General features: G+C 43.6%; 18 protein-coding genes and 1 pseudogene. 3 read left to right on the plus strand and 16 right to left on the minus strand.

What is annotated here, in order from left to right:
• Positions 1-2: 2 nt before the first annotated feature.
• From NLBNIHML_RS09700 to NLBNIHML_RS09735, 8 genes are all read right to left on the minus strand, one after another.
• A complete protein-coding gene (locus tag NLBNIHML_RS09700; RefSeq protein ID WP_494354271.1) occupies positions 3-668 on the minus strand; it encodes a hypothetical protein in 666 nt (221 codons plus the stop codon).
• A 40-nt stretch (positions 669-708) separates the two neighbouring features.
• On the minus strand, positions 709-1551 hold the full coding sequence (locus NLBNIHML_RS09705) for a class I SAM-dependent methyltransferase (protein WP_190945337.1): 843 nt from the start codon (positions 1549-1551) through the stop codon (positions 709-711).
• Between the two features lie 20 nt (positions 1552-1571).
• Positions 1572-2201 (minus strand): AAA family ATPase, encoded by a 630-nt coding sequence (locus NLBNIHML_RS09710; RefSeq protein ID WP_494354272.1) that lies wholly within the window; start codon positions 2199-2201, stop codon positions 1572-1574.
• Positions 2202-2231: 30 nt separating this feature from the next.
• Complete coding sequence (locus NLBNIHML_RS09715) at positions 2232-2942, minus strand: hypothetical protein (RefSeq protein ID WP_494354273.1); 711 nt, start codon at positions 2940-2942, stop codon at positions 2232-2234.
• 62 nt (positions 2943-3004) lie between these two features.
• Positions 3005-4384, minus strand: a complete 1380-nt coding sequence (locus NLBNIHML_RS09720) for a nucleotidyltransferase family protein (protein ID WP_494354274.1) — start codon at positions 4382-4384, stop codon at positions 3005-3007.
• A 4-nt stretch (positions 4385-4388) separates the two neighbouring features.
• Positions 4389-5183 carry an ABC transporter permease gene (locus tag NLBNIHML_RS09725; RefSeq protein WP_150365926.1) on the minus strand — a complete coding sequence of 265 codons (795 nt, stop codon included), beginning with the start codon at positions 5181-5183 and terminating at the stop codon, positions 4389-4391.
• Between the two features lie 25 nt (positions 5184-5208).
• Positions 5209-5997, minus strand: a complete 789-nt coding sequence (locus tag NLBNIHML_RS09730) for an ABC transporter permease (RefSeq protein ID WP_124115778.1) — start codon at positions 5995-5997, stop codon at positions 5209-5211.
• Between the two features lie 14 nt (positions 5998-6011).
• Entirely contained in the window at positions 6012-7016 is a 1005-nt protein-coding gene (locus NLBNIHML_RS09735) for an ABC transporter ATP-binding protein (RefSeq protein ID WP_494354275.1), read from the minus strand.
• A gap of 366 nt (positions 7017-7382) precedes the next feature.
• On the opposite strand from NLBNIHML_RS09735, the gene NLBNIHML_RS09740 reads away from it, so the two are divergent.
• On the plus strand, positions 7383-8534 hold the full coding sequence (locus tag NLBNIHML_RS09740) for a metal-dependent hydrolase family protein (protein WP_494354276.1): 1152 nt from the start codon (positions 7383-7385) through the stop codon (positions 8532-8534).
• A 226-nt stretch (positions 8535-8760) separates the two neighbouring features.
• On the plus strand, positions 8761-9801 hold the full coding sequence (locus NLBNIHML_RS09745) for an alpha/beta fold hydrolase (RefSeq protein ID WP_342570791.1): 1041 nt from the start codon (positions 8761-8763) through the stop codon (positions 9799-9801).
• On the opposite strand, the gene NLBNIHML_RS09750 is transcribed toward NLBNIHML_RS09745, so the two are convergent.
• The 4 genes from NLBNIHML_RS09750 to NLBNIHML_RS09765 all read right to left on the minus strand — a co-directional run bounded on the left by NLBNIHML_RS09750 (position 9798) and on the right by NLBNIHML_RS09765 (position 12677).
• Positions 9798-10391: a YdeI/OmpD-associated family protein gene (locus NLBNIHML_RS09750; RefSeq protein WP_339297702.1), complete on the minus strand. Its 594-nt coding sequence runs from the start codon at positions 10389-10391 to the stop codon at positions 9798-9800. The two genes, NLBNIHML_RS09745 and NLBNIHML_RS09750, sit on opposite strands and share 4 nt — an antisense overlap.
• 225 nt (positions 10392-10616) lie before the next feature.
• A complete protein-coding gene (locus NLBNIHML_RS09755) occupies positions 10617-11093 on the minus strand; it encodes an EVE domain-containing protein (RefSeq protein ID WP_472476730.1) in 477 nt (158 codons plus the stop codon).
• Positions 11090-11656, minus strand: a complete 567-nt coding sequence (locus NLBNIHML_RS09760; RefSeq protein WP_494354277.1) for a DinB family protein — start codon at positions 11654-11656, stop codon at positions 11090-11092. The genes NLBNIHML_RS09755 and NLBNIHML_RS09760 overlap by 4 nt, the downstream gene beginning before the upstream one ends.
• Before the next feature lie 73 nt (positions 11657-11729).
• Positions 11730-12677 carry a helix-turn-helix transcriptional regulator gene (locus NLBNIHML_RS09765; RefSeq protein ID WP_494354278.1) on the minus strand — a complete coding sequence of 316 codons (948 nt, stop codon included), beginning with the start codon at positions 12675-12677 and terminating at the stop codon, positions 11730-11732.
• Between the two features lie 219 nt (positions 12678-12896).
• Between NLBNIHML_RS09765 and NLBNIHML_RS09770 the strand changes: the two genes are divergently transcribed.
• Positions 12897-18233 (plus strand): DUF7507 domain-containing protein, encoded by a 5337-nt coding sequence (locus NLBNIHML_RS09770; protein ID WP_494354279.1) that lies wholly within the window; start codon positions 12897-12899, stop codon positions 18231-18233.
• A gap of 298 nt (positions 18234-18531) precedes the next feature.
• On the opposite strand, the gene NLBNIHML_RS09775 is transcribed toward NLBNIHML_RS09770, so the two are convergent.
• From NLBNIHML_RS09775 to NLBNIHML_RS09790, 4 genes and pseudogenes are all read right to left on the minus strand, one after another.
• Positions 18532-20670 (minus strand): RCC1 domain-containing protein, encoded by a 2139-nt coding sequence (locus NLBNIHML_RS09775; protein ID WP_494354280.1) that lies wholly within the window; start codon positions 20668-20670, stop codon positions 18532-18534.
• A gap of 172 nt (positions 20671-20842) precedes the next feature.
• Positions 20843-21028: pseudogene (gene pstB, locus NLBNIHML_RS09780) on the minus strand (phosphate ABC transporter ATP-binding protein); the annotation flags it as partial.
• 143 nt (positions 21029-21171) lie between these two features.
• Positions 21172-22326 carry a response regulator gene (locus tag NLBNIHML_RS09785; protein ID WP_494354281.1) on the minus strand — a complete coding sequence of 385 codons (1155 nt, stop codon included), beginning with the start codon at positions 22324-22326 and terminating at the stop codon, positions 21172-21174.
• A gap of 21 nt (positions 22327-22347) precedes the next feature.
• A complete protein-coding gene (locus NLBNIHML_RS09790) occupies positions 22348-25380 on the minus strand; it encodes a histidine kinase (protein ID WP_494354282.1) in 3033 nt (1010 codons plus the stop codon).
• Between the last annotated feature and the right edge of the window lie 120 nt (positions 25381-25500).

Consider the following 25500-nt stretch of genomic DNA (forward strand, 5'->3'; position numbering starts at 1 on the left):
TGTTAAGGCAGGAATGTAAATTGATAATTAGACAAACTTGTATAAGCTTCTTTTAATTGCTTGTCCGGACTAAACGTATACGAAAAAGACCCTTGATCCAAATTAAATATCTTGGCTCCCTTTTGCAATGTTTTACCTCGAATAAACAGCGTTATGCAATGCTCATCATCGCTATCATTGATGGTTTGATGTGCGTAATCAAGCAATCCCGAATTCGTATCCCCTGTATTTAGCATATATTCATCTAACAGTTCCAATTTTGCTTCCATCGTATCGTCATTGGTTTCAAGAACTTTCCACAGTTTTTCTCTGTACGAACCGGCAAGAATGATGGTTGAATAGATCCACTTATGACTGTGCACTTTAGGGACAGACTCTCCATTATGCTTTTTGGATTTGAACCTGTGCAGTCTCACACGAAAACGATCTTCGGTATCCATGTGCAACATAAATTTATCCATCGTTATCCGTGGATATTGATTATGGGGTTTATATTCTTTAAAGAGTTCTTCGTTCGTTGCAATTTCCCGACAACGTTGCTGGATTTCCTCAGGACATTTAATGATTTTTTTTAAAGCGCCTTCCACTTTTAAACACTGCTCTTGCGTAGGTTCATCCCAATTGATCTCCGTTTCCAGATAGGCAATAAATTCATTCCAAGTTGTCAACTTAATCGTCTCCTTTACAAATGAACTAGATCTTGATTAGTTATTCATAATATTGATTTTTTTTGGATAAAACCGCATGACTTCCCATTCCAAAATGCTTAAGCACCGGATGGTAACTAAACTTGTCCAATTTTCTCATTAAAGGCAACCAAGCATTAAACCATGGCAGTGGAATCGCATCCGGACCAAATTGGACAATTTCAAACCCACCCTCTTTCAAGCTCTTTCTCATTTTCCATGGAAATCTCCACAAGTGTTTGTTAACCCTCCCGAATTCCTCCATGTCTTCCGCAACCCCCTCGTCACCTTTTACCGCATGGTATAACAATCTCCATGAACCATAAATTAACGAGAAGGGGCTCTTCCAGGAAAACTCAAAATAATGGGAACCACCGAGTCGTGATATTGCACAGAAATTCAAACATGTTGGAAGCGCAACGATAGCTTTGTTTTGACTGACCCTTCTTATTTCTTCCAGACCTTGTTTGAAGTCGGGGAGGTGTTCCAAAATATGCAACGCAATTACATTTTGAAACGATTGATCCTTAAAAGGAAGTTCAAACGGTAACGCTTCCACAAATGTGATTTGTTCTTTCACACCTTGAATCTCTGCAAATTTTTGAATCACTTTCAGATTTTTCTCCGACACATTACTTATGGTCACATTCAATCCTTTTTTGGCTGCCAATACGCCAAGTATACCATCTACAGAGCCGCCTCTCCCAATATCAAGCAGACTCTCTCCAGTTGTTAGGTGAGATAGTAACTTGTCAAATTTAGCTCGATGAATATATTTTTTCAACTCATGGTTTGAATTCCACCTACTGTCCAATCGCTCATACAAGCTTTCGAAACTGATATTGTCGAATACTCTTAAATCCACAACATGTGCAACTCCTTTTCTTATCGTATATTGAAGATGGGTCTATCTGCGTTAATTTCATCGACCCATGACAGTATTTTCTCAATATCACTGTCCGTATTATCTTCAATATACAAAATGTGCTTCATATCTCTTAACCCGGAAAAGAATTGGCATATATTCTCTATGAACTCATAGGAGTCCTCACTCAAAAATACATCGTCCCTTGTTTTCCTTGTACCCTCTTTTCGTCTTCCATCGAGCCTAGCAGCCACAACTTCAGGTGGCGGATTTAACACAATGGTATACGGTTGATAGCCACTATTCTCAAGAATAAACTTCAGTCTCTCGAAATGTTGCTCTTCGAACCAGTTTAATTTCCGATATGTAGATATATACGCAGCAGAATCATATATCCCCCGAGATGTAATGATTACGTTTTCAGATTTGGAGGCTGCTAACGTGCCCGCATAATTAGTCAAGTAGATTCTGTGGTAAAGTCTGATTAAGCAACGCTCAAAATCGGACAAATTCCTGATGTTGGGGAACTCTTTAAGAAAATCAACGTCAAAATCGTTTTCGTAAAAAATATTGTGCTTTTCTTTTAATTTGTTTAACAACGTCGTTTTGCCCGACCCGTGCGGACCTGATAAAAATATAGGATGCTTCATTTTCGCTTCAAACCTCCAGTGTAGATTCTCTTATAAAATTTCATTCAGTATATCGATCTTGTTGAATCCAGTAGAGTTTGGTCGTGATCTTTGAACAAAATCAAACTTTCTGTCCCCAGAAGGAATTATATCTGAGCCAATCACTTCAAACAGATCTTTTGCTGTAAGAATCAATGCTTCAACTAATTTATTTTCGTTGTTATCCGAATGTTCCATTTTTGATATATATCCGTTATATTCAATTTCAAATTGGTACTGAAATTGATTGTATGCTTCGCAGATTGTTACTGCCAATGAATATATCCTTCCGTCCGTTGTATTGAGCAAAAAATCTTTGATACGCTTCTTTGTCATACACCCCATATAGTGAACTTGGTTTTTCTCCAATTCCGATTTGATCGCATTGAAGTCATATAGAAATGTCTCATCATTACAATAAACTTGGAATAATTCCGAATGTAACACTTCGTGTCTCTTTTTCTTTAACATCAACCTGTTTTCATATTCAAAGATGGAATACTCCAGGTCGTTATCAGAAAAAAAATGCGTTGTCATTGTGCTTCGTACTTGGACGGGATCAATTACATAACGACCACTTCCTTTAATTGCTTTCTCTATAAGCGCTAAATAATGAGTTAATTCCAAACCTTTTTGCTGAAATTCAAACTTAATCTCAAATTCCCTGTCGGGGAATTCTCTTCCAATACGTTGGCAAGTCAAAAAATCTTTTTCTTTTTTCAAATCATCACCTCAGGAAATTATTATCTTGATTCCTTTTTCTGATTCATCCCTCCCTTATAGAATCAACTTTGGTAAACAATATCGATGAAATAAAAATTGCTACTTACGTGTGTCTCTATATGGTGTTCAACAAACAGAATGATATGATCATAATAATTACTCATTAGGTCAGGAATATCCTCTTGGCTTATTTTGAATTCCACAGCATATCCTCTTTCCGTACGATCATATTTGACAACATCCCTAGAAAAATATGCAAATTTATTTCTCGTCAGCGTTTTTCTAAACTTCCCTATTTGAATATGGATAACATCATCGTCTATGCCTGAATCCGTATTCACATATACAGTGACAGATAATATATCTTTCATTAGAACATTCATCTCTATCTCAGGTGATTCCCCGCCATTATTTTTCTCAATTCCGAATAATGGATACTGCATGCTCTTATTGGAATATACATTGCTTGCATGACGTGAGACCTTAGCCTTCGAAGAATCCATAACCCTGAAGATAGGGTCTAACTTATCTGACACCGTAATATCTTGAATTCTTTCAGGAATAAACCATGTGTTAAATTGCCAGAAAAGTATTTGTGGGTATTTCGAGTAAGTTCTTAACCCATCTATATAAACTAGCTCCATGCCGAATAATTCCTGGGTGATATAATTAGTGAAAGACACAGCATCTTGAGCCCCATAAAGATTAACGAACTGTACAAAAACACCTCTGTTAAAATTCTGATGACGTATTAACTCCATAACTTCAATGACCTCGATCAGCTTCATGGATGGAGCTTTGGCGAAACCGGTCACATAATCATTAAATATATTAATGCAAGCGAGTAAAGCTGACATCGTTACTGTAGGAATCAGACAATCCGGTAATTCTACCGTATGATGAATGATCGAATCGTAATCCAGATAATTTACGAATTGCAATGGTTCGTTCGTAGTTAATTCTTGGTTCAACTCCCTCTGCTCAAGATCTCTCGGATATGAAGCAATCGGAAAATGCCGATGCAAATCAATTTCAATAGAATCTTTAGTTAGCATGGAATATTCATGCGGATTGGGTGACTTTATTTCATTGAAACCATCCTCCACCAGAATCCTAACAAATTCGGAAGGATCTTGCGTAAAAACATCCATATCCTTGCTTTTCCTTAATAATGCGGTATTCCCGGTCAAGTAAAAAGATGTAAATCCCTTTATAACTAATGGTTTTATTCCTTGTCTTAAATGAATCCTTTTCAAAAAAGCTAATTTTTCCTCATTCAACTTCTTGATGTTATATAGATCAATCTCTAACTCTTTTGTATAAACACCCTCAAATCGAGTACTAACGAAACTCTCTAATCGATGTTGCCTGACAAATTGGATGACTCCCATTTTGTCCGTTTGAGGTAAAAGATTCGAGATAGCCTCCTTTATTTGTTCCACAGACTTAACCTCCTGCACCTTGATATTTATTCACGCTGAGCATCCACAGACGGTAACCAAGCAAATAAACCAGAGGACCTATCACAGGTACAATCCACATCGTCCATGATGACAACAGCGCGGTGCCTTTGGTAAGCAAGAATGCAGCAGGATAGAAATTGATGAACGCAAATGGAATGACAAACGTTAAAAGTACTTGTATGAATGTACCGAATACAGGGAGTGGATACGATATGAATTCCTTAAATTTGAAAAATAAGGTGAACAAAAAATTCGTTCTAATCCAAACAAAGGATACGGCTCCGATTACCGACATGAATCCAGCCTGAATCATGGCCCCGCCAATGATACAGAGAATAAGGTACAGCACTTCAGCCCCGGATAAATTCAGGTTTAACTTAAAGAGTGCCCAGAGCAGCACAGACCCTGATATCGCCACATGTGCAAGGTATCCCAAGTTGAATCCCCTGCATACCAAGTATAGGTATGGATTCACGGGTTTGATCAATATTGAATCAAATGTCCCATTCTTCACTTGATTCTCAAGGTCCCGCATTTGCACAAATGAAAAAGAGGCTCCTAGTGCGTAAGTGAACAGCCCCAGACTGTACAACAACGCAATTTCAGGCCAGGACCAACCGGCCAGAGTATCAAACTTTCTTAGAAACAGCCAAATAATAATATAATCTCCGGTATAATTAATGATTTGAGCAATAACTGCAAGGAAGAAGTCCCCGCGATATTCCATTCTTTCTTTAGTTAACAAAAAGACTAATTTCCCAAAAAGTTTCAATGTCATTTAGATCAGCCTCTCTACAGCTACATTATCCACCTTGGACCACCAGACGCTTGATCGCCCTATTCCATAACCAGCACACAAGAAGAGTCAGCCCCGCAGTCCATACTAGACCTGTAATAATAAAAGTTCCTATCTCCTGAATCGTGACCGCTCCCAAATAGATTGCAGCAGGAAGATATCCCAGGTACAGGAAAGGAAGCATTTTGGTTATGGTCACCCACGAATCCGGAAAAAACCATAAGGGTAAAAAGGAACCTGAAAAAATCGTGATGAATCCGCCCAACATCCAATTTAATGCAAAGTGATTCATGAGCCAAAAAGCCAATAAAGATATAAGGTACCCCAACAAAAACGAAATGGCCAATGCCAGGATTAAAGCAATCAAAAAAAACAGAAAATGAATTGCCGAAGCTGGAGGAAGAAAACCAAAGAAAAACCATGCGATGAATAAAGAAGGAATAGAAGTAAACACCAACTGATAGAATGAATTCCCTAGTCCCTCAGATAATAGATGTAGAGGATAAGAAAGAGGTTTAATAAGTTCCGAAGCAATTGAACCTGTTTTTAGACTGTTATCCACTTTTGCACTAATTCCGGTAAGTAGCAGGGCAGCAAGCAACGTGTTGATAATGCTATATGTAATCATTTGCTCTACACCTATGCCTTCAATCTCTCCATTCCCTAGAACTGCTCTCCAGATCTCAGTCAGAATCAAAATAGCCACAAAATTCCCGAGCAATCTTAGCCAAACTTCAGAACGATATGAAAGTTGATTCGAGAATGTTTTTACACCAAACATAATATACGTTTTCAACCCAGGCCCTCCTTTCACAACTCATTTGCTCTATCTTCTTCGTCCAATTTTCTATAGAGTTTCCGAATGACCGAATCTATGTCTGCGCTTTCAATAGAAGCATCTTCAACTGCATGTTCACTAGCGATCTGATTCACACAATCAAATACGGTCTTGTCGCTTTTTTCAAATAAGTACGTTTTTCTTAACCCTTCGTCCTTTATTAGTTTAATCCCGGGTATATCAATCACGCCTGGCTCTTCCCGGAAGTAAATGATAACCTGGCGCTGATCACCCAACGTTGTTCGAAGTTGTTCGACAGATCCGTCATAAACCATATTGCCTTTGTTCACAACAATCATTCGTTGGCAAATTTCCTCAATATCCTTCATGTCATGAGTCGTCAAAACAATGGAGACTTTCTTCTCACGATTAATCATCCTTAGAAATTCCCTAATCTGTTCTTTGGCAATGACATCCAGACCAATCGTTGGTTCGTCTAGAAATAAAATTTTGGGATCATGCAGTAAGGCCATTGCGATTTCCACTCGCATTCTTTGACCCAAACTTAATTGTCTAACAGGCTTTTCAATAAATGAGGATAACGCTAGGAGGTCGGAATAGTAGTTCAGATTTTTTTGATATGTGGAGTCTGAGAGCTTATATATGTATTTATGAAGATCAAAAGAATCACGAACCGGAAGATCCCACCATAAATTACTCCTTTGTCCAAACACAACGCCAATATTTTGAGAATTGCTCTGCCTTGCTTCATGTGGGATCGAACCAAGAACCCTTAGCTGGCCAGAAGTCGGAACCAATATTCCCGTCATCATCTTAATCATGGTGGATTTGCCCGCACCGTTTGGACCTAGATAACCTACTGCTTCTCCTTCCTTTATCGAAAAAGTGATATCACGTACCGCTACTTCCTCCGTATACTGCCTAGTAACTAGACTTCTCAGAGAGCCAACCAATCCCGAAAATCTTTTGTATTGCCGATAAACCTTTGTGATACCGTTTACATCAATGATGCTCATAAATCACACCTCGTCCACTTCAGTTAATGTTACACAACTCAATTTATTACAATTTCCACCATTCTTTTTAACATATTACCTTTTTGTAAAATGAAAAAATACCATGTTTATTAGATTATTTTTCATATTATAATTAGATATTTTTTCATGCTGCAATTCTTACTATCAATAATATATATATATCTACTCACTTTTTGTGATATCCTTCAACTCAAATCGCGTTAGCCTTTATCAAAGTCATCTCGGTAAAGCTAATAACGCTATAAGGTCGAAGTTCATCAAGAAATCCCCCTTGACGCTCCCTCCAAAAAGGGCTGTTTTAATAACGAACCAGCCATTCACTATTAAGGAGTCGTTTCCTATGGTATGCCTGGACTGATTAATGCCCACGTACATCTCTTTGCAGACGGTAAACCATTCAGTCTCTCGGTCAGTGGTTTGTTGCAGTTTGCCTATGATCGAATATTGAACACCAAGTTTGGCAGAAACGTTTTGAAAAAACGAATGAAACGCAACGCGCTGACCGCTCTCCATGCGGGTGTGACCACGATGCGCAGTGTGGGGGAATTCTTTTACACCGACGTTCAGCTGCGGGATGAGATTAACAACGGTGACTTTGTCGGCCCTAATCTGCTTGTCTCCGGGTTCTTCCTAAGTGTCACGGGCGGACATGGTGCTCCATTTCTGGCTCTGGAGGGCGAATCCCCGTGGGAAGCCAGAAAAAATGTACGAATCAATGTGAAACACGGCGTGGATCTGATCAAAATCTGTGTGACGGGTGGCGTGACGGATGCAAAGATGGTTGGCGAAGCTGGACGTTTACAGATGACAGTGGACGAAGTTGCGGCGATCTGTAACGAAGCGCATAAGATTGGCCTGCGGGTAGCAGCCCATGTGGAAAGCACGGGAGGTGTACGTGTTGCGTTACAAGGTGGCGTCGATACCATCGAACACGGTTCGGAGATGGACGACGAAATCATTCGTTTGTTCAAAAATAATCCCAATGCCCTGAATGGCTACACCGCACTCATCCCCACCCTGCAAGCCGCCTATCCATCCGCTTCACTGGATACTAGCGTAACGAAGGTAAGTGCAACGGTAAAAGAAAATTCCAGACTCGTCTACGATTCCATGCTCAAAGGTGTAAAACAAGCGATCGAAAACGACATCACCATTGGTATGGGCACTGATGCCGCCATGCCTTACGTGACTCACTATGATATATGGAGAGAGATGGACCACTACATGAGACAGGCCAACATGAACAACAAGCAGGTCATCGACATGGTAACCCGAACCAATGCGAAGATCTTAGGCGTTGACGATGTTACAGGGACGGTGGATATCGGGAAACATGCTGATCTGATTATCATGGAGCAAAATCCGCTGGAACAGATTGAGGCCTTGTCAGACATCGCTATGGTCATGGTCAGAGGAAATCTAATTCAAACACCATCTGTCATAAGAATCAAAGAAGTCGACGATGTTCTAAACTCAGTTTGGCGAATTCAGGAGTGAAATCATGCTTGGTATACTGATCAATTGTTTTTCCATTATATGCGGAAGTACCCTTGGCGGCCTTGGTCCTGTTCATCAGGACTGAGGCCCTTTTATGTCCAACCTGAGACGGAGAACAGATTCAATCTGGCGTACGATTTGAATCCATGACGAATCACGTAAGATAGAGTTATGAGTTTATGAAAAATAATCACTTCAAGACATTGAACCAGAGGAGACATGACCTATGAACAAAATGAAGAAAACAGGTTTGTGGCTTGGTGTTACGACTCTAACCCTATCACTCGCAGTTCTTTACTTTCCAACATGGACACCAAAAATAAAAGCAACAAACCCTATTCATGTATTGGAACAAGTTAAAATCAATGGTACCGGACATGAAATTATGATCAGAGGACAGGATCTGGACAACCCCGTTATCCTGTATTTACACGGTGGACCGGGGGCATCTGAACTTCCGTACGCGAAAAAGGTCCAAGATTTGTTAGAATCTCAGTTTACGATTGTGAACTATGATCAGAGAGCAAGCGGCAAATCCTATCATTTTTTCGAGGACTATTCCAATCTCTCAGCTGATGTGCTAGTTGAAGATGCACTGGCTGTCACGGATTATATTACTCAACGTCTGGGGAAGAAAAAGGTAATCCTGATGGGCCATTCGTTCGGAACATACATAGGGACTCTTGCTGCGCATCGAGCACCCGATAAATATGAAGCCTACATTGGGATCGGTCAGATGGCAGATACACAACAGAGCGAGATGGACGGATGGAATTACGTTATGGAGCAAGCTCAACTGGCTGATAATTATGAAGACATAAACCAGTTGGAGCAGATCTATGAACCGATCCAACAAGGACAGGCATTCACGCCGCGAGATATTGTTAAACGTTATGGAGGCACATCAAGGTTGATGGACAGCCCTGACACCAGCTTTCTGGGAATGACGTTCAGCCAAGAATATAATATGCTGGATGCCATTCGTTTTAATAAAGGGATCAATTATTCGCAAGAAATACTGATAAGTGAAGCCCTGAGCCGTCCTTTGCCATCCTTGATCACGAAGCTGAACCTGCCCTTTTATTTTGTCATGGGAGATTACGACTTAATGACTTCATCCCATGCCGCCAAGATGTTTTTTGACCAGATTGAAGGAAATCAAAAGGAATTCATTGCCTATAAAAACTCGGCTCATTACCCACATTATGAAGAGAAACAAAGATTCTTTGATTGGATGGTAGATACCTTTATCAAGCAAAGACCTTAATCATTCAATCCTTTGCCCTCCAGGATCGGCTGCATGTACTTCTCAATTCGTGACACTTTTGTTTTGGATTGCTTCGGTTGTGAGAAATAATAGAGATAGGCCCGCTGCCGTCCGGGTGTGAGTGCTTCAAATGCATCTCGGAAAGCAGGATTTTCATCGAACTGCTGCTGAAGTTCCTCAGGAACGCTATATTCGGCAGTCTTTTTCATCTCCACTTGCAGTCCGGCCTGTTCCACTTCAATCGCTTGCTGAATATAGGCTTTGATCATAGCCTCCTGCTCCACAATCTGCTCCAGACTGGTGAAGCGAAGCTGGCGCTCTGCCTGTACATTCTCCGTTTGCTGAACCAAAATGCCGTGTGTATCCTTCAGCAGAGCACCTTTGAAGAACAGAATGGCGACGTACTCTTTGAATCCATGGATGAGAACGATGTTTTTTCCATCAAGCATATAACAAGGATGCATCCATTTCATATCCTCTGTCAGGTCAAAATCTCGAATAATCTCTCTCAGCTTCGCGGACTCTTCCTTCCACGTTTTGAGTTTCTTTAGATAGCCGTCAACTTTGCGATTCCCACTTGTATCCGTCATGGAGAAATACCTCTCTTTATCTCATGTTCTTATAGGTTCAATTGTACTGGTTTTCAGTGGATTGTACAGCGTTGCTTACAGAGCTTTTATTGACCTTTCCACTTGAATTTAAACCTTAATAACAACAAAGGCCAGCGTCTTTGTAAATGTAATATCAACAGTGGGGGATATGATTATCCATAAAGCAAAAAGGTCCATAGGCAATCTATGGGCCTTTTGGTTTGGTTAACATTTCTGGCTTGAGCTAATATACAGTAGTGATTGTGTCTCACCTTCCAACATGAAGGAAGCTATCATCATGAAGTCTTCAGCCCCAATCTCAAAGTGACCTTTACGAAATGGGAACCCCCAATTGCGATTGCCGCGCGTAAAACTGAGTTGGTCTAACAAGGTTGCGATCTTGACTTCTCGACATGGAAGATAACGGAGATCTCGGCGAAAGGGTACAAAGGATTCCGACATCTGATATTGGTAAACCCTGTCGTCGATAATCTGACCAATAGCGGTAAAAGCTTGAAGTGGCTTGCCTGTTGAAATGTCTGTGCGAGGAGAATAGTATATCATCCAATCACCCGCGGACATCTGCCGCAACATCGCTGACTTGCCATGGCACAGCTGCGCAAACCCTCCCTCTACGGCTACATTCACATGAGAAGCAGATACAACACCAATCCAATATCTACTGTCCTGATTTGGTTTCATAGATACATCCCATCCCCTTCTCTCGTATACATCTCCAGATTCGATATCAATCGATCCAATTGTAAAAAATGATGTCTGTAGTGCATTTCTATCAATAAAAACCACTCCTTAGCGTTTAGAGCGCCAAGCCTTGGATGGCGTATTTTGTTGTTTACCGATGCTTGGTATACAAGAGGTTCTGTACTCCTCATCCGTTCCACGACCATGTGAAGCCCATCAATCAAGGACTCCATACTCTCGGGTGGTTGCGGGGTGTACTGCGGGGAAGGAGGTACTTTAACGGGAACGGGAGGGAAGTGTCCAGATTCAAACACTTGCCTACCCAGTTCTGTTTTTTCCTCATCCGAGTTTAACGCCGAATCCTTGCTGCTCAAACACTGCTCAACATTATGAAGATGCATGAAAAGCGCTGATTGAATCAAATGTACATACATCTGTCCAATGGACCATTCCTCCTCACTCTGTTTTTTATGTAAGCTATCCATATCCAATTTGTTCAGTTCTGCCAAATATTGTTCTACTGCAGTTTCCAATGATTTCAATGCTTCCGTTGTACTTCTCATCCTTCAACCAACTCCAATTCCTCTTGATCTGTGATATATCAAAGTATAAAAAAACACTACTGACAGGTGTATGTCAGTAGTGTTTTAAGATGTTTTTGGCGACTTCCTGCATTCGAAAGCGTAAAGACTCCGGCTCCAAGACCTCGATATCCCCACCCCAGCCAAGCAAATAATGTAATATTTCCTCCGGATGGCGGACACGAAAATGAAAATTCACACCATCCTCTTCCTCCTCAAATGCATCCATATAGAAATGAAGGGCCTCCATAATTTTGTCAGCAATCTCAGGTTTAGCCCGAATGAATACGTGTTCGTTACGGTCGTCAGGAGGTCGATAACTGTTTAGATCAAAATCCGGCGGCAAAAGGAATTGATCCTCCAGCACGGAAAGTTCAGTCATGCGCGACAAACGAAAATGACGAATGTCTTGCCGCAGATCACAACGTGCAATCAATACCCAATTCTCCTGGACAAGCGAGAGTCCATAAGGGGAAACCTCACGCATGTTATACCGAGTGCCATCCGCTCCCGGCATTTTCTTCAGGTACATAAAGCTGATCTTCCGTTGCTCCAAAATGGCATTACGAATCTGGTTAAGGTATGTCTTCACCCTCACTCGAGTTAAGGGTTCAAGCGTATGAAGCGTTCGCATCGTTTCCCGGACACGTGTGGACTCGTTACGAACGGATTCAGGTAAGATGGCTTCAATTTTCCGTTGAGCCGATTTAGCCTGCATCGCGTATTCCGTATCCAATCTTTGTTCAATAAAATCAGCTCCCATAAGCAGGGATACCGCTTCTTCTGCGCTGAAGCTTACCGGGGGCAGAAAATATCCTTCCATCAAGGAATACCCATGACCCGGGGCTCCCATGATCGGAATGCCAGCTTCACTTAATGCCTGGATATCTCGATATATCGTACGTACACTTGTCTCGAATTGAGCCGCTAAATCTTCTGCTCTTAACATCTTTCTTCGCTGCAATTCAAGCGTAATTGCAAGCTGCCGCTCCGTTTTGTTCATGTTCCAAGCCCCCACCGTTTCATCATCCAGATAACTTATTCTATCACAATAACTTGTCCTCTTGACTTCTGCTGAGAACTGGCAGAATTAAAGATAGCGAAAACACAAAAAATCACAAATTTCCGTTCCTGCTCAACATTAAGCCCGTACTTCCTCATAATTTTTTTCGCCCCCAATATATTGATTAGAGTGAATTTATAATAAAGGATGTGAAATACAGTGGCTTTCATTGAAAGATACGTAATCAATGATACCGGGGCTATAACTTTTACAGGAAATACGCTGGGGCTAAGCCGGTCCAATACGGTGGGTGTTCCCGGTACGGTGGACAGTATTGGAGGGTACATCATCACGGATACCAACGTACAGTTCGGCTCCTATCCACCTGGAACCACCAACGTATTTCAGAACAACAGCTCAGCTGCTGTTCTCAATCTGCCTGTGGGAAGTACTGTTCTCTATGCGGAACTAATCTGGGGTGGAACATTCATTGATAATCAGGAGAACAATTCGGCTTTTATTAACAAAGACGTCATTCTGACCACACCCGTCGGTGTAACCACCGTCTCTCCCGATCCAGCCACAGCTAGAGAAGTTCTACTTTCAACGGCATCTGGATTTCCAAGAACCTTCGCTTACGTAAGATCATCGGACGTAACGGATTTAATTCGAGCTGGTGGGGCAGGTACATATGTGACAGGTGGCGTAGTCGGGACGTTGTCCATTCCTGATCCGACGTCGAATCATGCAGGCTGGACACTTGGCGTGGTTTACCGCAATCCAGCCTTGCCCCTGCGGAACCTTTCGATTCGGGTAGGTGCCGAAGTTATTCTTTCGACATCAGGCCCGGTTACTACACCGATTGAGGGCTTTGCAACACCATTTTCTGGCCCTCTGGCTGGCAGAGCCTTACTCGGAGCTCAAGAGGGAGATGCGAACAAAACGGGAGATCAGGCTTTGTTTGGTCCCACCGTCTCCAATCTAAGGGCATTATCCGGTCCGAACAATTTCGCAACGAATTTCTTCGCCTCCCAGATTAACGGAGATACCGGGGCATTGGACACCACAGGCACCTTCGGCAACCGGAATCAGATCAACGGTACGCCTGGGACGAATATTGTGGGCGGACGACAAGGATGGGACATTACTAACGTGGATGTCAGTACTACACTTGTGAACACCCAAACTTCCGCTTTACTGCGTTTAACAACTTCGGGCGACGGATACTTGGTTGATTCCTTTGCCCTGCAGATCAATATTAATACCCCTGTGATTACTGCCACGAAGACCGCGAGTGAACAGAATGCAATTGTCGGAGATACGATTACGTATTCGGTGCTTGTGGAAAATACTTCCGTTTCGGACGCTACGGATGTGGTGGTGTTCGACAACATTCCTGCGGGAAGCTCCTTTATACCCGACACAGTTACCATTAATGGGGTATCACAGCCGGGAACGGAGCCCCTAACCGGAATTTTTGTCGGCTCACTTCCGGCCGGCAGCTCGGTTATCGTTACATTTCAGGTGCAGGTGACCTCATTGCCTACACCACCTCGTCTGTTTGACCAAGCAAAAGTCGGTTATACAGCACCTACTGTTCCGGATGGCCCCATCATCTCCAATGAGGCTCCGTCCAATGCGGTCACTGTCCCTGTCTTTCAACCGGACATCACGATTGAGAAAAGCGCAGATACAGCCAATGCTCTAGTTGGCAGCACAGTGACATATACACTGGTCGTAACAAATGTCGGAAATATTGATGCAATCAGCACCGTAACGGACCCGATTCCGGAAGGTTCCAGCTTTGTACCAGGGAGCGTTACGGTTAATGGCACTGTACAGCCGACAGATGATCCCGTTTCTGGTATCAACGTTGGAAATGTCGCCATTGGTGATACGGTAACTGTCACATTCCAGGTACTGGTGTCTGGGCTGTTTCGGGGATTCGACTTAACGAACCAGGGGACTGTCAACTATACCTCCCAACTGCCTGATGGGCGTGTGATCACAGACACATCTGTTTCCAACATCGTAACCGTGACTGTATCCACTCCGCTGGTCAGTGTTACCAAAACAGCAAGTGCCACTGATGCTGTTATAGGAGATACACTAACCTACACCGTAGTTATCACCAATTCAGATACTGATCCGATTAACAACGTTGTATTTGCAGATGCCATTCCAATCGGATCGGCATTTATTCCTGGCAGTGTAACCATTGATGGAATCGTTCAGCCCACAGCAGATCCGGTTACAGGGGTAAGCCTTGGAACCATTGGTCCCGGCGTGTCTGTGACCGTCACATTCAGCACTAATGTTATTTTTTTACCCGATCCGCCCGAGCTTGCTGATCAGGCACAGGTTACGTTTACGAGCGGCCCGTTCGAGCAAGCATCTTTCTCGGATCCTTTAATCATACCCGTATATCAGCCTATCATTACAACAACCAAAAGCTCCGATCCTACCTTTGCAGCCGTTGGTCAAACGTTAACGTTCCAATTCAATGTCACGAATTCCGGCAATATCGCTGCAGACGCGACACTGACGGATATAATCCCGCCAGATGCCGCCTTTGTACCGGGGACCGTGATATCCAATGGCATTCCATTGCCTGCGGCTGATCCAAATGTAGGTATTCCTTTAGGAACGCTGGCTCCAGGGGAATCCCTGTTTATTACATTTCAGATTATCGTGAATACACTGCCTGCCAATCAGCAACTATCGAATCAGGCAACGACGGACTATACATTTAATCCACCGGATGGACGTGTCATTTCGGGAAGTTCCCCTTCCAATGAAATCATCATACCAATATCCACTGTTGACCCGATTGTAACTAAAAGCGCTGATGTGATTGATGCTGTGGACGGAGATGTGATCACTTACACCATCGTTATCGATAATATTGAAAGCTTCACGGTTAATGACATCCTCCTTACGGACTCGATCTCGGCCGGCTCCGAGCTTGTTCCAGATAGTGTAACCTTGAATGGGACGGTCATTCCGGGAGCCGATCCTTCTGCTGGTATTAATGTCGGCAGCATTCCTGGCAATAGTCAGGTTATCATTACCTTCCAGGTCAGCGTTACCGATCTACCCGTACCTCTGCCCAATCCTTTTTACTTGACAGATCAGGCAACCATCCAATTTACTGTCGGAACAACCACTTTAGAGAACTTGTCCAATATAGTAACTATCCCCGTATATAGTCCAATTATAAATATCGAGAAATCCGCCTCCGAATCAATTGCGGTTGTGGGAGACACCATTACGTACTCTCTACTCATCACCAATACGGGGAATCTGAATGCAGATGTCATATTGTTTGACCCACTCCCGCCGGGAGAGACGTTTGTGCAGAACAGTATATTCATTAACGGGAATCGATGGAGCGGGACCAATCCAGTGACAGGCGTTATTCTGGGCACGATATCTCGTGAATTCCCTGTAAATGTCACATTTCAGGCTGCAGTCACTTCGCTTCCTGATCCGCCTGTACTGAACAATCAAACCAGAGCTGACTATATTGCCATTCTGCCAGATGGTCGCATTCTCAGTGACAGCGTATTATCCAATATCGTCTCCATCCCGGTTACGGCTGAGAATATTATATCCGTATTGAAATCAACACCTGCCCAGCATGTTCAGATAGGGGAAACAATCACTTATACGATTTTGATCGAAAACAATGTATCGACGCCCATTACCGATGTTTTGCTTACGGATCCGATCCCGGTCGGTACCACATTTGTTCCAGGAAGTGTTACTGTAGATGACACCGTTACCCCTGACGCCGATCCGTCTACAGGCATAACGATCAGTTCGATCCTGCAAAATGACTCAGTAGCCGTCACTTTTCAAGTCATAGTTAATGATAGTGTTATTAACGAGCCTATGCCTGTCCTTGTAACCAATCAGGCGCAAGTCCGATTCACCACAGGAGATTTCACAGATACCGTGGAGTCCAATGCAGTGACAACACCTGTAGATCTCCCGATCATCACCATAGTCAAAGCGGCAAGTACTCAAAATGTACAGATTGGAGATACGGTTCAGTACCTGTTTACTGTCCGTAATTCAGGTCCAGTTCCAGCTCAAGTGACCTTGTTCGATATATTGTCAGCCAATACGACTTTTGTGCAGGGAAGTGTCGTATCCAATGGCAACCCTTTACCCTCAGCCAACCCTGTTACTGGCATTCCATTGGGAACGATTGCTCCGGGGCAGCAAATGGAAGTCGCATTCTCGGTGACCCTTACCTCCATACCTCCAAGTTTGGAGATTATAAATCAAGCGACTGCAAGCTTTACTTTCCTTACCGCAGACGGAAGAACACTAACGGACAACTCACAATCGAATTCCATTATCCTTTACGTAAACAATCCCAATGTATCTATTAACAAAACGGCGAACAGACCTGATGCCTTACCTGGTGATGTCATTACTTATAGCCTCCTTATACGCAATAATAACCGATCACTCATAAGTTCGGTTGTATTAACCGATCCTGTTCCTCAAGGAACATCATTGGTAACGGGCAGTGTAGTCGTTAACGGAGTAGCGGCACCGTTGGGAAACCCTGCGGCCGGAATCAATCTCGGCATTATTCCGCCAGGAGGCACCACCGTGTTGTCCTTCCAAGTCAGAGTAAACGCAAACACTACGCTTTCACTAATTACAAATCAGGCGAACCTTCGCTATACGTTGGGACAGACAATTTTTACACTCCAATCCAATCCCGTCAACGTACTCGTAACCGCCACTTCGCCAACACAGATTACCCTTCAAAAAACAGCAGATAAAACTTCAGTTGTTGTGGGCGACACCATCACATACCAGATCGTCGTTACCAATACGGAAAAACCAATCGTTCAGGTTACGATTACCGACCCAATTCCGACTGGAACCCGATTCGTTGAGGGTAGTGTAAGGTTGGACGGACAACTGGTTGCTGGAGCTCATCCAGCCGCGGGTATTTTCATTGCATCCCTTCAGCCGGGGCATAGCGCAAGTATTACTTTTGAGGTTATCGTCATTAACCAGCCCGTAAACGGAAGTATCCTTAATCAGTTTACAGCCAAATTTCAAGCTCAGGGTCAAGCAACAGTTGGGTCACTCCAATCCGAAACAGTGGTTATTCCGAGTCGTTTGCCACAGCTCACCATTGTCAAAAGTGCAAACAAATCTGAGGTCGAAGTCCATTCTCATCTCCGTTACAAAATTTTGATTCATAACGCAAGCTCATTGCCAGCGATAGATGTCATTCTGAAAGATGTACTCCAAGCGGAGTCCACCTTTATTGCTGGCAGCGTGGTGGTTAACGGACAGCTCCTACCCGATGGAGACGTTGTAAAGGGACTTTCACTGGGGACAATCGCCCCAGGAGGGACGGTAGACATTCAATTTAATGTGCTGGTGCACAGCATACCTGAACACTGTCGATTGCTTAATCAGGCCTTATTACATTTTAACATTGCACTGCCCGATGGCAGTCTGCTTCCTTCTTTCCTAGCCTCCAATAAAACCGATGTGGAGATTATAGAACAGGAAGAATAAGCTGCGCTGAGAGCAGACTTTTCATAACCTGTCCACATGCAAAATAAACAAAGGCCATCCTTGTCAGGATGACCTTCGTTTATTTTCATTAAATACTTTGCAGTTACACGTGAAGCGCCAAAAGCAGTTTGTAGATCATCGTCACAGCTTCCGCTCGAGTCGTTTCCAGTGCTTCATACTGCATCCGCCCTGCCACCGATAAACACTCGGCTCTGACGAGCTCTATTATAATAGTAGAGCAGGTTTGGTGCCATTCGGCAGTTCTGCCTAATCCACTTACAAGCTCAATACCGCTTTATCAATCAGGAGACATAGTTAACGTAACTACACTCTCCCAAGGCGTTTTTATAATATCATTTTGCCTCGTGTCTACTTTCAATCCATTCGACCAAGAACCCCATGCACTTCCATTACTAAATACTGGATCCGAAGTTAAAGGAACATCTACATACATCGCATAACTACCTATAATCTTCTTGTCTTTGGGAGCAGTAATGAGCTGTACAACACGATCCTTACGAAGCTTCAAATCATTCGGTACATCGGCTTGCACGATCTCATATTGAATATAGGTACGCATATACAATACCCCATTACGATATGTCACCATACTTGGTTCAGGCCGAGCATCTCCCCGAATAATCACTTTCTTGTTCTTTATCCATTTCACATACGCTTCCATCTGAAGCTGTCTGGCTGTCTTATTACCCATCTTACTGGTAGAGCCACCCGCATGGCTTTCTATTGCTTCTGCCCAATCCATATTGATGGTACGGTAATCTGTATTCAACAAGAGTTCATAGTACTTTGAAATATGATTGGCGTATCGGCCAAAGTCATCACTAGTTAACTCAATGGGAAGCCCCACAGCTTTTGACCGATAGAGCTGTGCTGCATTCAAAGATAAACCTTTGGAAGAATTCGCTTTAGGAAATTCTTTCTCATAATACGGATTAGGGATACCCGCGAGAATATATGGATATTTGGATGCATTAAGAGGTAGAGCTTTCGTTCGAATCAGTTTCCCGTAGTCATCCAGATTATCCTTTTGTGTGAAATCAGCGGTGTACATCCCATACGATTTATCGAATGAGTAGTAATTCGACGTTAGGTTAAATGCTTCAGAGAGCACCTTTAGCGGGACATAGACTTCCCCATTTCGGAACTGCGCTGAGGTATTTAAAGAAAGGTCCGTTCCCTTACCATCGACCATACTGCTTTTGGTTACAGATAACGAATGGATAGAATCGTTCACGTTTAATTTGCCGTTGGATATGGAAGCAGACCATTTTGCTTGTTTGGCAAAGGCTAGAGCCGGGATCAAAACTTCCTGTTTTACCGTTAGATAAGGTTTATTCGATGTAAAATAGAGATTTTTACCATTTAAATTCAAATGAACACTTTGCTCCCAAGCATGGAGTGTAGGCCACTCGAATGGTACCTGGACAGGGATTGGTGAATTCTTCTTTTTATTAGGCAGTTCCATGCCAAGGCCACCATTATGATTAAATCCCCATGCCCACACACTCAGATCCTTTTTTTGAACGACCATGTGTCCACTGTCTGCATCACTTAACAAACGTACATTCTTGAGAATAATCTTGGGAATGGTGACTTGATTGGCTGTGCCATCTCCTAAAGTACCTGTACGATTGCCCCCCCAACCATATAGGTTTCCAGCTTCATCCAAAGCAAACCGCGCATCAGATGAATTCGAGATGTCCACAATTTTGGGTAGCTGCTGTATTTGTACAGCAGAGTCCCCGCTCTTGGCCCATACCGTGCCATCTTCTTTCAGGAACACTGATCCATACTGATCTACCTTTTTGACATCCGTAATTGTTATGTATTGTCTTGCTACAGAAGTTCCAGGCATAACATGCCACACCGTACCGTCTTGGCGAATGAAATACGACCCGAAGATATCTTTAACCTGATCTAATCCAGGCACAAGCGTGGGTAACGATGGTTCAGAATATGAGTTTTTCCAGGCCAGAACCTGCCCATCTTTTCGCAGTGCATAGATAAAATCTTGAGTAGCCTCCACTTGGACAATCTTTTCATTTTCACTGAAATGAGTCTTATCTCCTGAGTACACCTTGGTGTACTCTGCCAGTTCACTGACTCCTCTTCCTTTCCATACCGTTCCATCCTGGGTTACGACAATAGCCACTCCGTACACTACAGAAACATCAACAATTTCATTAATTCCTTGTAATACGGATTGTGTATAATTCATCTTGTTGCCTTCGTCACTACCAAAGCCACCCCATGAGATCAAAATCCCTTCTTCCGTTAGTACCTGTGTACCTGAGTAAGAAGTGATTTTTTGGAGTTTTGGAACTTCATTAGCAGAGGTTGCTGCATTGGTGAATGATGGTGCTGTTGTGAGAACAATTAGAACTAAGACTAACCATACCTTGAAAGACTTTTTCATTATATCCTCCTATATGTACTAAAATACGAATAATGTCAGTCTAGCAGTACTGGGTAATTTTTACTATACATAATTCCTGTAATCCCTCCAAAAGCAACAAAGAAGCCATTCAGCACACAAATGAATGGCTTCTATTTGCTTTACGATCACCTTCTTGAAGGTAGAGAGGGAATCCATGCTGTTTGGGGCCAAAGGTCACGTGATCATAGATGGATTTGGGAAAAAGATTCGGTTGCTGGAAGACCATGCCGATCTTCTTACCAAGGGTCTCCACATGAACTTCACCACTGTAGATATCGGATCCTCCTACGGCAACTTTACCCTCAATCCGTGTGTCGGGTATCCGGTCATTCATGCCGTGCCTGTTGTCTAATATGCTGCATGTATCATCCATATGAGAGCTTGTCTGCCTCATCCCCCTTAACTTCCACGTTCATAGTAAAAATGACTTATTACGTTGTAATTATAGGAGTCGAATCATTGCAGCTACTCCTTAACACTTCAAGCTTTAATCTGCTCATATAATCGTGTGCTTACTGAAGAAGGACGAATATGCAACTCACTTAAACGTTCTTCAAGATCGCGATAGATACGTAAGACATGGTCATGATTGCCCATGGACAAATATGCTTGCATGGCACAACGATACGCTTCTTCTTCATAAGGGGAATGCCGCATGGCACGTTCCGCTGCTTCTGCTGCCTTCTTGTCGTTATGCAGTTCCAGGTACTTCTCGGACAGCTTCAGCATCAGTTCCAATGCACCGCGCTCGATCTTCTGGCTAAGTTCAGACATCCAGAAATAATCTTCCTGCGGAAGCAGTTCATCCTGATACATATGTAAAGTCCGCTCCATTTGAGCCAGTGGAACATCTTCCTCGCGTTGCATTCGAAGCACAAGTTCCAGTACATCATATACATCAGCACGGATTCGCTTTTTGTCCAGCATGTAATGTTCATTCCTGTAGCTGACCATCTGCTCCATGCCCAACTTCTTCAGGTTTTTCCTCAGCAGACTCACACAGGTATGCATATAGATTTTGGCCTTTTCGTAACGCTCATCAGGCCACAGATGGTCAATAATGCGATCCCGGTGAACAACACCGGTGATCGGGTCATGCAATAGCAAATATGCAAACAATTCCTTCTCCTTCGCTGTACGCCACATGACCATTTCACCATTCGTAGGCGTGACGCGAAAATTCCCCAACATTTGTACAAATAATTGATTTGACTCACTGCTGTTCCCCGAAGATTGCCGTGCTGGTTGTGCTGCAGTTGACTTAGCCGCATTTCCCTTATCCTTCAGCAATCTGTCAATGGTTTTGGACAATCGGCCCATCTCAATCGGTTTGAGCAGATAATCCAGAGCCTCATGTTCGAAAGCAGAGACAGCATAATGATCATAAGCCGTTGTAAATACAATGACCGCATCCGGTTCGACCTCATGGATATTCGCTGCAAGCTCCAATCCGCTCATGCCCGGCATCTCAATATCGAGGAACCAGATATCCGGTCGTGTATGCTGAAGTGCTTCCAGTGCCTCGAATCCATTCACCGAACGACCTGCAATGGCGACTTCTCCCGTTCGAGTCAGAAACATCTCCAGCATATTCAGCGCATGCGGCTCATCGTCCACCAAATAGGCCTGTAACACAGTCTCTCCCCCTCTGTTTTATTATTGATATGGAAATTTAATCGTCACCTGGGTACCTACACCTTGTTCACTCTGAATCACAGGTGCTTGTCCGTTCATATGTTTCAATCGTCTCTGTACATTTTGCAGGCCAATACCTTGTTCTGTATGACTTCTATTCATAATAAAGGCAACCTGCTTACCCGACATGCCCACACCATCATCCTCAACCACCACTTGAACGCTATCCTCATATCTTCGAATGGTCAAGCGTACGGTTCCGCCGTCAATCTTCTTGGATACGCCATGACGAATGGCGTTTTCCACCAGCGGTTCAATCAGAAGCGGCATGACTTTACAGGAATATAACGAGCTGTCCACGTCCAGTTTAACCTGAAGCCGTGAACCGAATCGCTCCTGCTCTATCTCCACATAGGCTCGAATTAACTCCATCTCTTTACTAAGCGGAATCAACTCCTCCGTGTTATCCAGATGGAAGAGTATACGCAAATAACGACTGAAGCTGCCTAGCAATTCTCCGGCTCTCGGCCCATCCGTAAAACATAACGACATAATGGTGCCTAACGCATTATACAGAAAATGCGGCTTGATCTGTGAACGCAAAAAGGCCATCTCGTTACTCGCCGCCTCTTTCACCAATTGCTTCATGCCAAGCAAGGTATGTATCCGGACAAGAATTTCGCCAGCATCCAGTGGACGGGTAATAAAATCATTACCGCCGGCCTGAATGCATGCCTCAATATCTGCTGGTGTACTGCGCATGTTAATAAACAGAATTGGTAAATCTACCTGACTGAACTCCATCCGTACCTGCTTGCACAGCTCATACCCGGTCACCTCAGGCAACATCGCGTCGACAATCACAAGATCGGGCAACTTCCCACCAGCCAGAGCAGTCCGAACCTTGACATCAGAGTCAGCGAAGCTCAGATGAAAGCCTTCTGTAGCAAGCAATGTATTCAATTGTTCCATATCCACAAGATCAGATGTCGCAATTAATACGTGGGCTGAAATCACGCTTCCCACCTTTTTCTCCTCCTTCACATCAGTCTCCTGCGTTGCGGCTACCTCGGCCAAATCGGGCCTGTTGGTGCTAACTGCGTGAGGAAGCTCAATCATGATTGATGCTGCTTCATCGTTCACCACGAGTTTCCCTCTCATTGCACTGACCATTTCCGCTGCAACAGCAACCCCCGCAGCAATCTCATCCCCTTGCTGTAGACCAGGGTCTGCACCCTGACTTTGCAGTGTACTCCAATCCGAATCAGCTTCCAGATAAAGAGTAATTCGCACATGATCCAGATGCCTTTCGCACGCCAGTACCAGTTTCCCATTATGATGTTGTCCCATCATGTGGTAGACCAGGTTATACAGCACTTGCAGCAGCCGACTCTCATCCGCCATGACATAACGTGCTTCAGGCTCCAGTCTGCGAATCATAACAATTCCTTTGCCAGAAGCCAAAAATCCCAGCACTTCCGTAACCAGTGAAAGGCAGGATACCAGATCAACGCTTCCCATGGAGAGTTTTATGCTGCCATCCCTGAATCGTGATATATCAATCAGATCATTGACCAGATTGGACATTCGGTACGCCGTATTGCGAATAAGCTGAAGCTTGCCCTGAATTTCCAATTCATTGGTGCGTCTCAGTGACGTTGTGAGAAGGGAGCGGGACAGATGAATAATGCTATGGAGCGGCGAATTTAACTCATGCGAAGTGAGAAGCAAGAACTCATCCTTGGCTTTGTCCGACAGTTGAAGTTGATGCGTAAGTTGCTGCATCGAATCATATGCCTGCGTGTATTGATAGATCAGCAACATGGCAAAGGCACACAAAATCACAAGCGTTGTACAGTTTAGCAGCACCTGACTGATCGGGTACCATGTAACAATGATTCCAAGCACATAGTTGATCAGCATAAGCCAGATGCAGATGATAAGCAATTGCGCCTGGGAGCGACTCCGGTTACCGTACCTTGCCCGAACATACTGATGTATAATAACCATGAAAGCCACTGCATAGGCACACAGATTAATAGCGTACATACTCTCCTGGATATAGGAATAGACACGAAATGGTGCCAGCGCAATAAATGCCAGATAGACAGTCAGTACCATGCTGGGTACCTGAAGCCACCTTTTTAACACGGGCGCGAGATCGGGAGTAAGTCTCCAGGTAATCATGCTGACAATCACAGACACTCCGTATACCGACATGTATTTCAATTTATACGCCAACTCAAAAGGAATGTCCGGCAGCAACTGTAACAGCAAACGCTCCCCGTTAGTCACAACCGTCAATGCAAAACCGATGAAGAACAGCGCATACAACAGCTGATTTCCATCCCGATGCAGACGGATATACAGATACAGAAACAACAATCCAAAAATCACCACAATCCCTATAATCAATAGCTCAAGTCCGGATTGAATGATCGTTCTTGTTTCCATGTGACTGCCTGGTCCCAGATCCATTGAGTTATAGATGCCACCACTGCGGAAATCAAAATTGGCTACTTGCAGCACAACTTCAATCTCTGTACGTTCAGGGTAAAAATAGATCGTATAAGGTTCATTGCGCGGGACGTACGATGCGGCAGAGGTTCCCGGCTGACCGGAACGACTCATCAACTTGCCATCCACATACATTGCATCCGCAAAACGAACATAACGTTTGGCAATGGCCAGCAGCTCACCTTGCTGCACGTTTTGTACAATCAAGCGGTAGGTTCCATAACTTTTGCCTTTCATCGGATAGCCCTGGTTGTTTCTCTCGTCGTCCCAATTACCTGGCACTTGCATCATGACAGGTTTATTGTGCGTGGTATGAATCTGCTGGGGGGAGAGTAACTGTTCCGGATAGAACTCCCACTCTCCATCCAGTGGAATGACGGATTGGCTCGTCCACTTCATACCTGCCAAGTCCAGAATGCCCTGTCTGGCCACAGGCTTTTCGTGTCCACCTGAGATCTGCCATGTTACCACTAGCGCAATCAGCAGGGTCATGAGTCCGATCCCTAACATAAATCGATCCGTTCTGATGACTGTCATCTCTCTTTCTCCAGTAACGTCTATCTTGCAACATAGCGTTATTTTCCCACTCGCACCTGAAGCTGTCCATCCTTTTTGATAACTACCATTTAACGATGAAAAAAAGGCATCCGCAGATGC

This window comes from Paenibacillus sp. JNU01, assembly GCF_059130585.1.

Bases quoted from the DNA above. Each gene is read 5' to 3' on its own strand.
- NLBNIHML_RS09710 (WP_494354272.1), bottom strand. From the start codon at position 2,201: ATGAAGCATCCTATATTTTTATCAGGTCCGCACGGGTCGGGCAAAACG.
- NLBNIHML_RS09760 (WP_494354277.1), bottom strand. From the start codon at position 11,656: ATGAGAAGTACAACGGAAGCATTGAAATCATTGGAAACTGCAGTAGAA.
- NLBNIHML_RS09745 (WP_342570791.1), top strand. From the start codon at position 8,761: ATGAACAAAATGAAGAAAACAGGTTTGTGGCTTGGTGTTACGACTCTA.
- NLBNIHML_RS09790 (WP_494354282.1), bottom strand. From the start codon at position 25,380: ATGACAGTCATCAGAACGGATCGATTTATGTTAGGGATCGGACTCATG.
- NLBNIHML_RS09740 (WP_494354276.1), top strand. From the start codon at position 7,383: ATGCCTGGACTGATTAATGCCCACGTACATCTCTTTGCAGACGGTAAA.
- NLBNIHML_RS09755 (WP_472476730.1), bottom strand. From the start codon at position 11,093: ATGAAACCAAATCAGGACAGTAGATATTGGATTGGTGTTGTATCTGCT.
- NLBNIHML_RS09775 (WP_494354280.1), bottom strand. From the start codon at position 20,670: ATGAAAAAGTCTTTCAAGGTATGGTTAGTCTTAGTTCTAATTGTTCTC.
- NLBNIHML_RS09765 (WP_494354278.1), bottom strand. From the start codon at position 12,677: ATGAACAAAACGGAGCGGCAGCTTGCAATTACGCTTGAATTGCAGCGA.
- NLBNIHML_RS09725 (WP_150365926.1), bottom strand. From the start codon at position 5,183: ATGACATTGAAACTTTTTGGGAAATTAGTCTTTTTGTTAACTAAAGAA.
- NLBNIHML_RS09735 (WP_494354275.1), bottom strand. From the start codon at position 7,016: ATGAGCATCATTGATGTAAACGGTATCACAAAGGTTTATCGGCAATAC.
- NLBNIHML_RS09750 (WP_339297702.1), bottom strand. From the start codon at position 10,391: ATGACGGATACAAGTGGGAATCGCAAAGTTGACGGCTATCTAAAGAAA.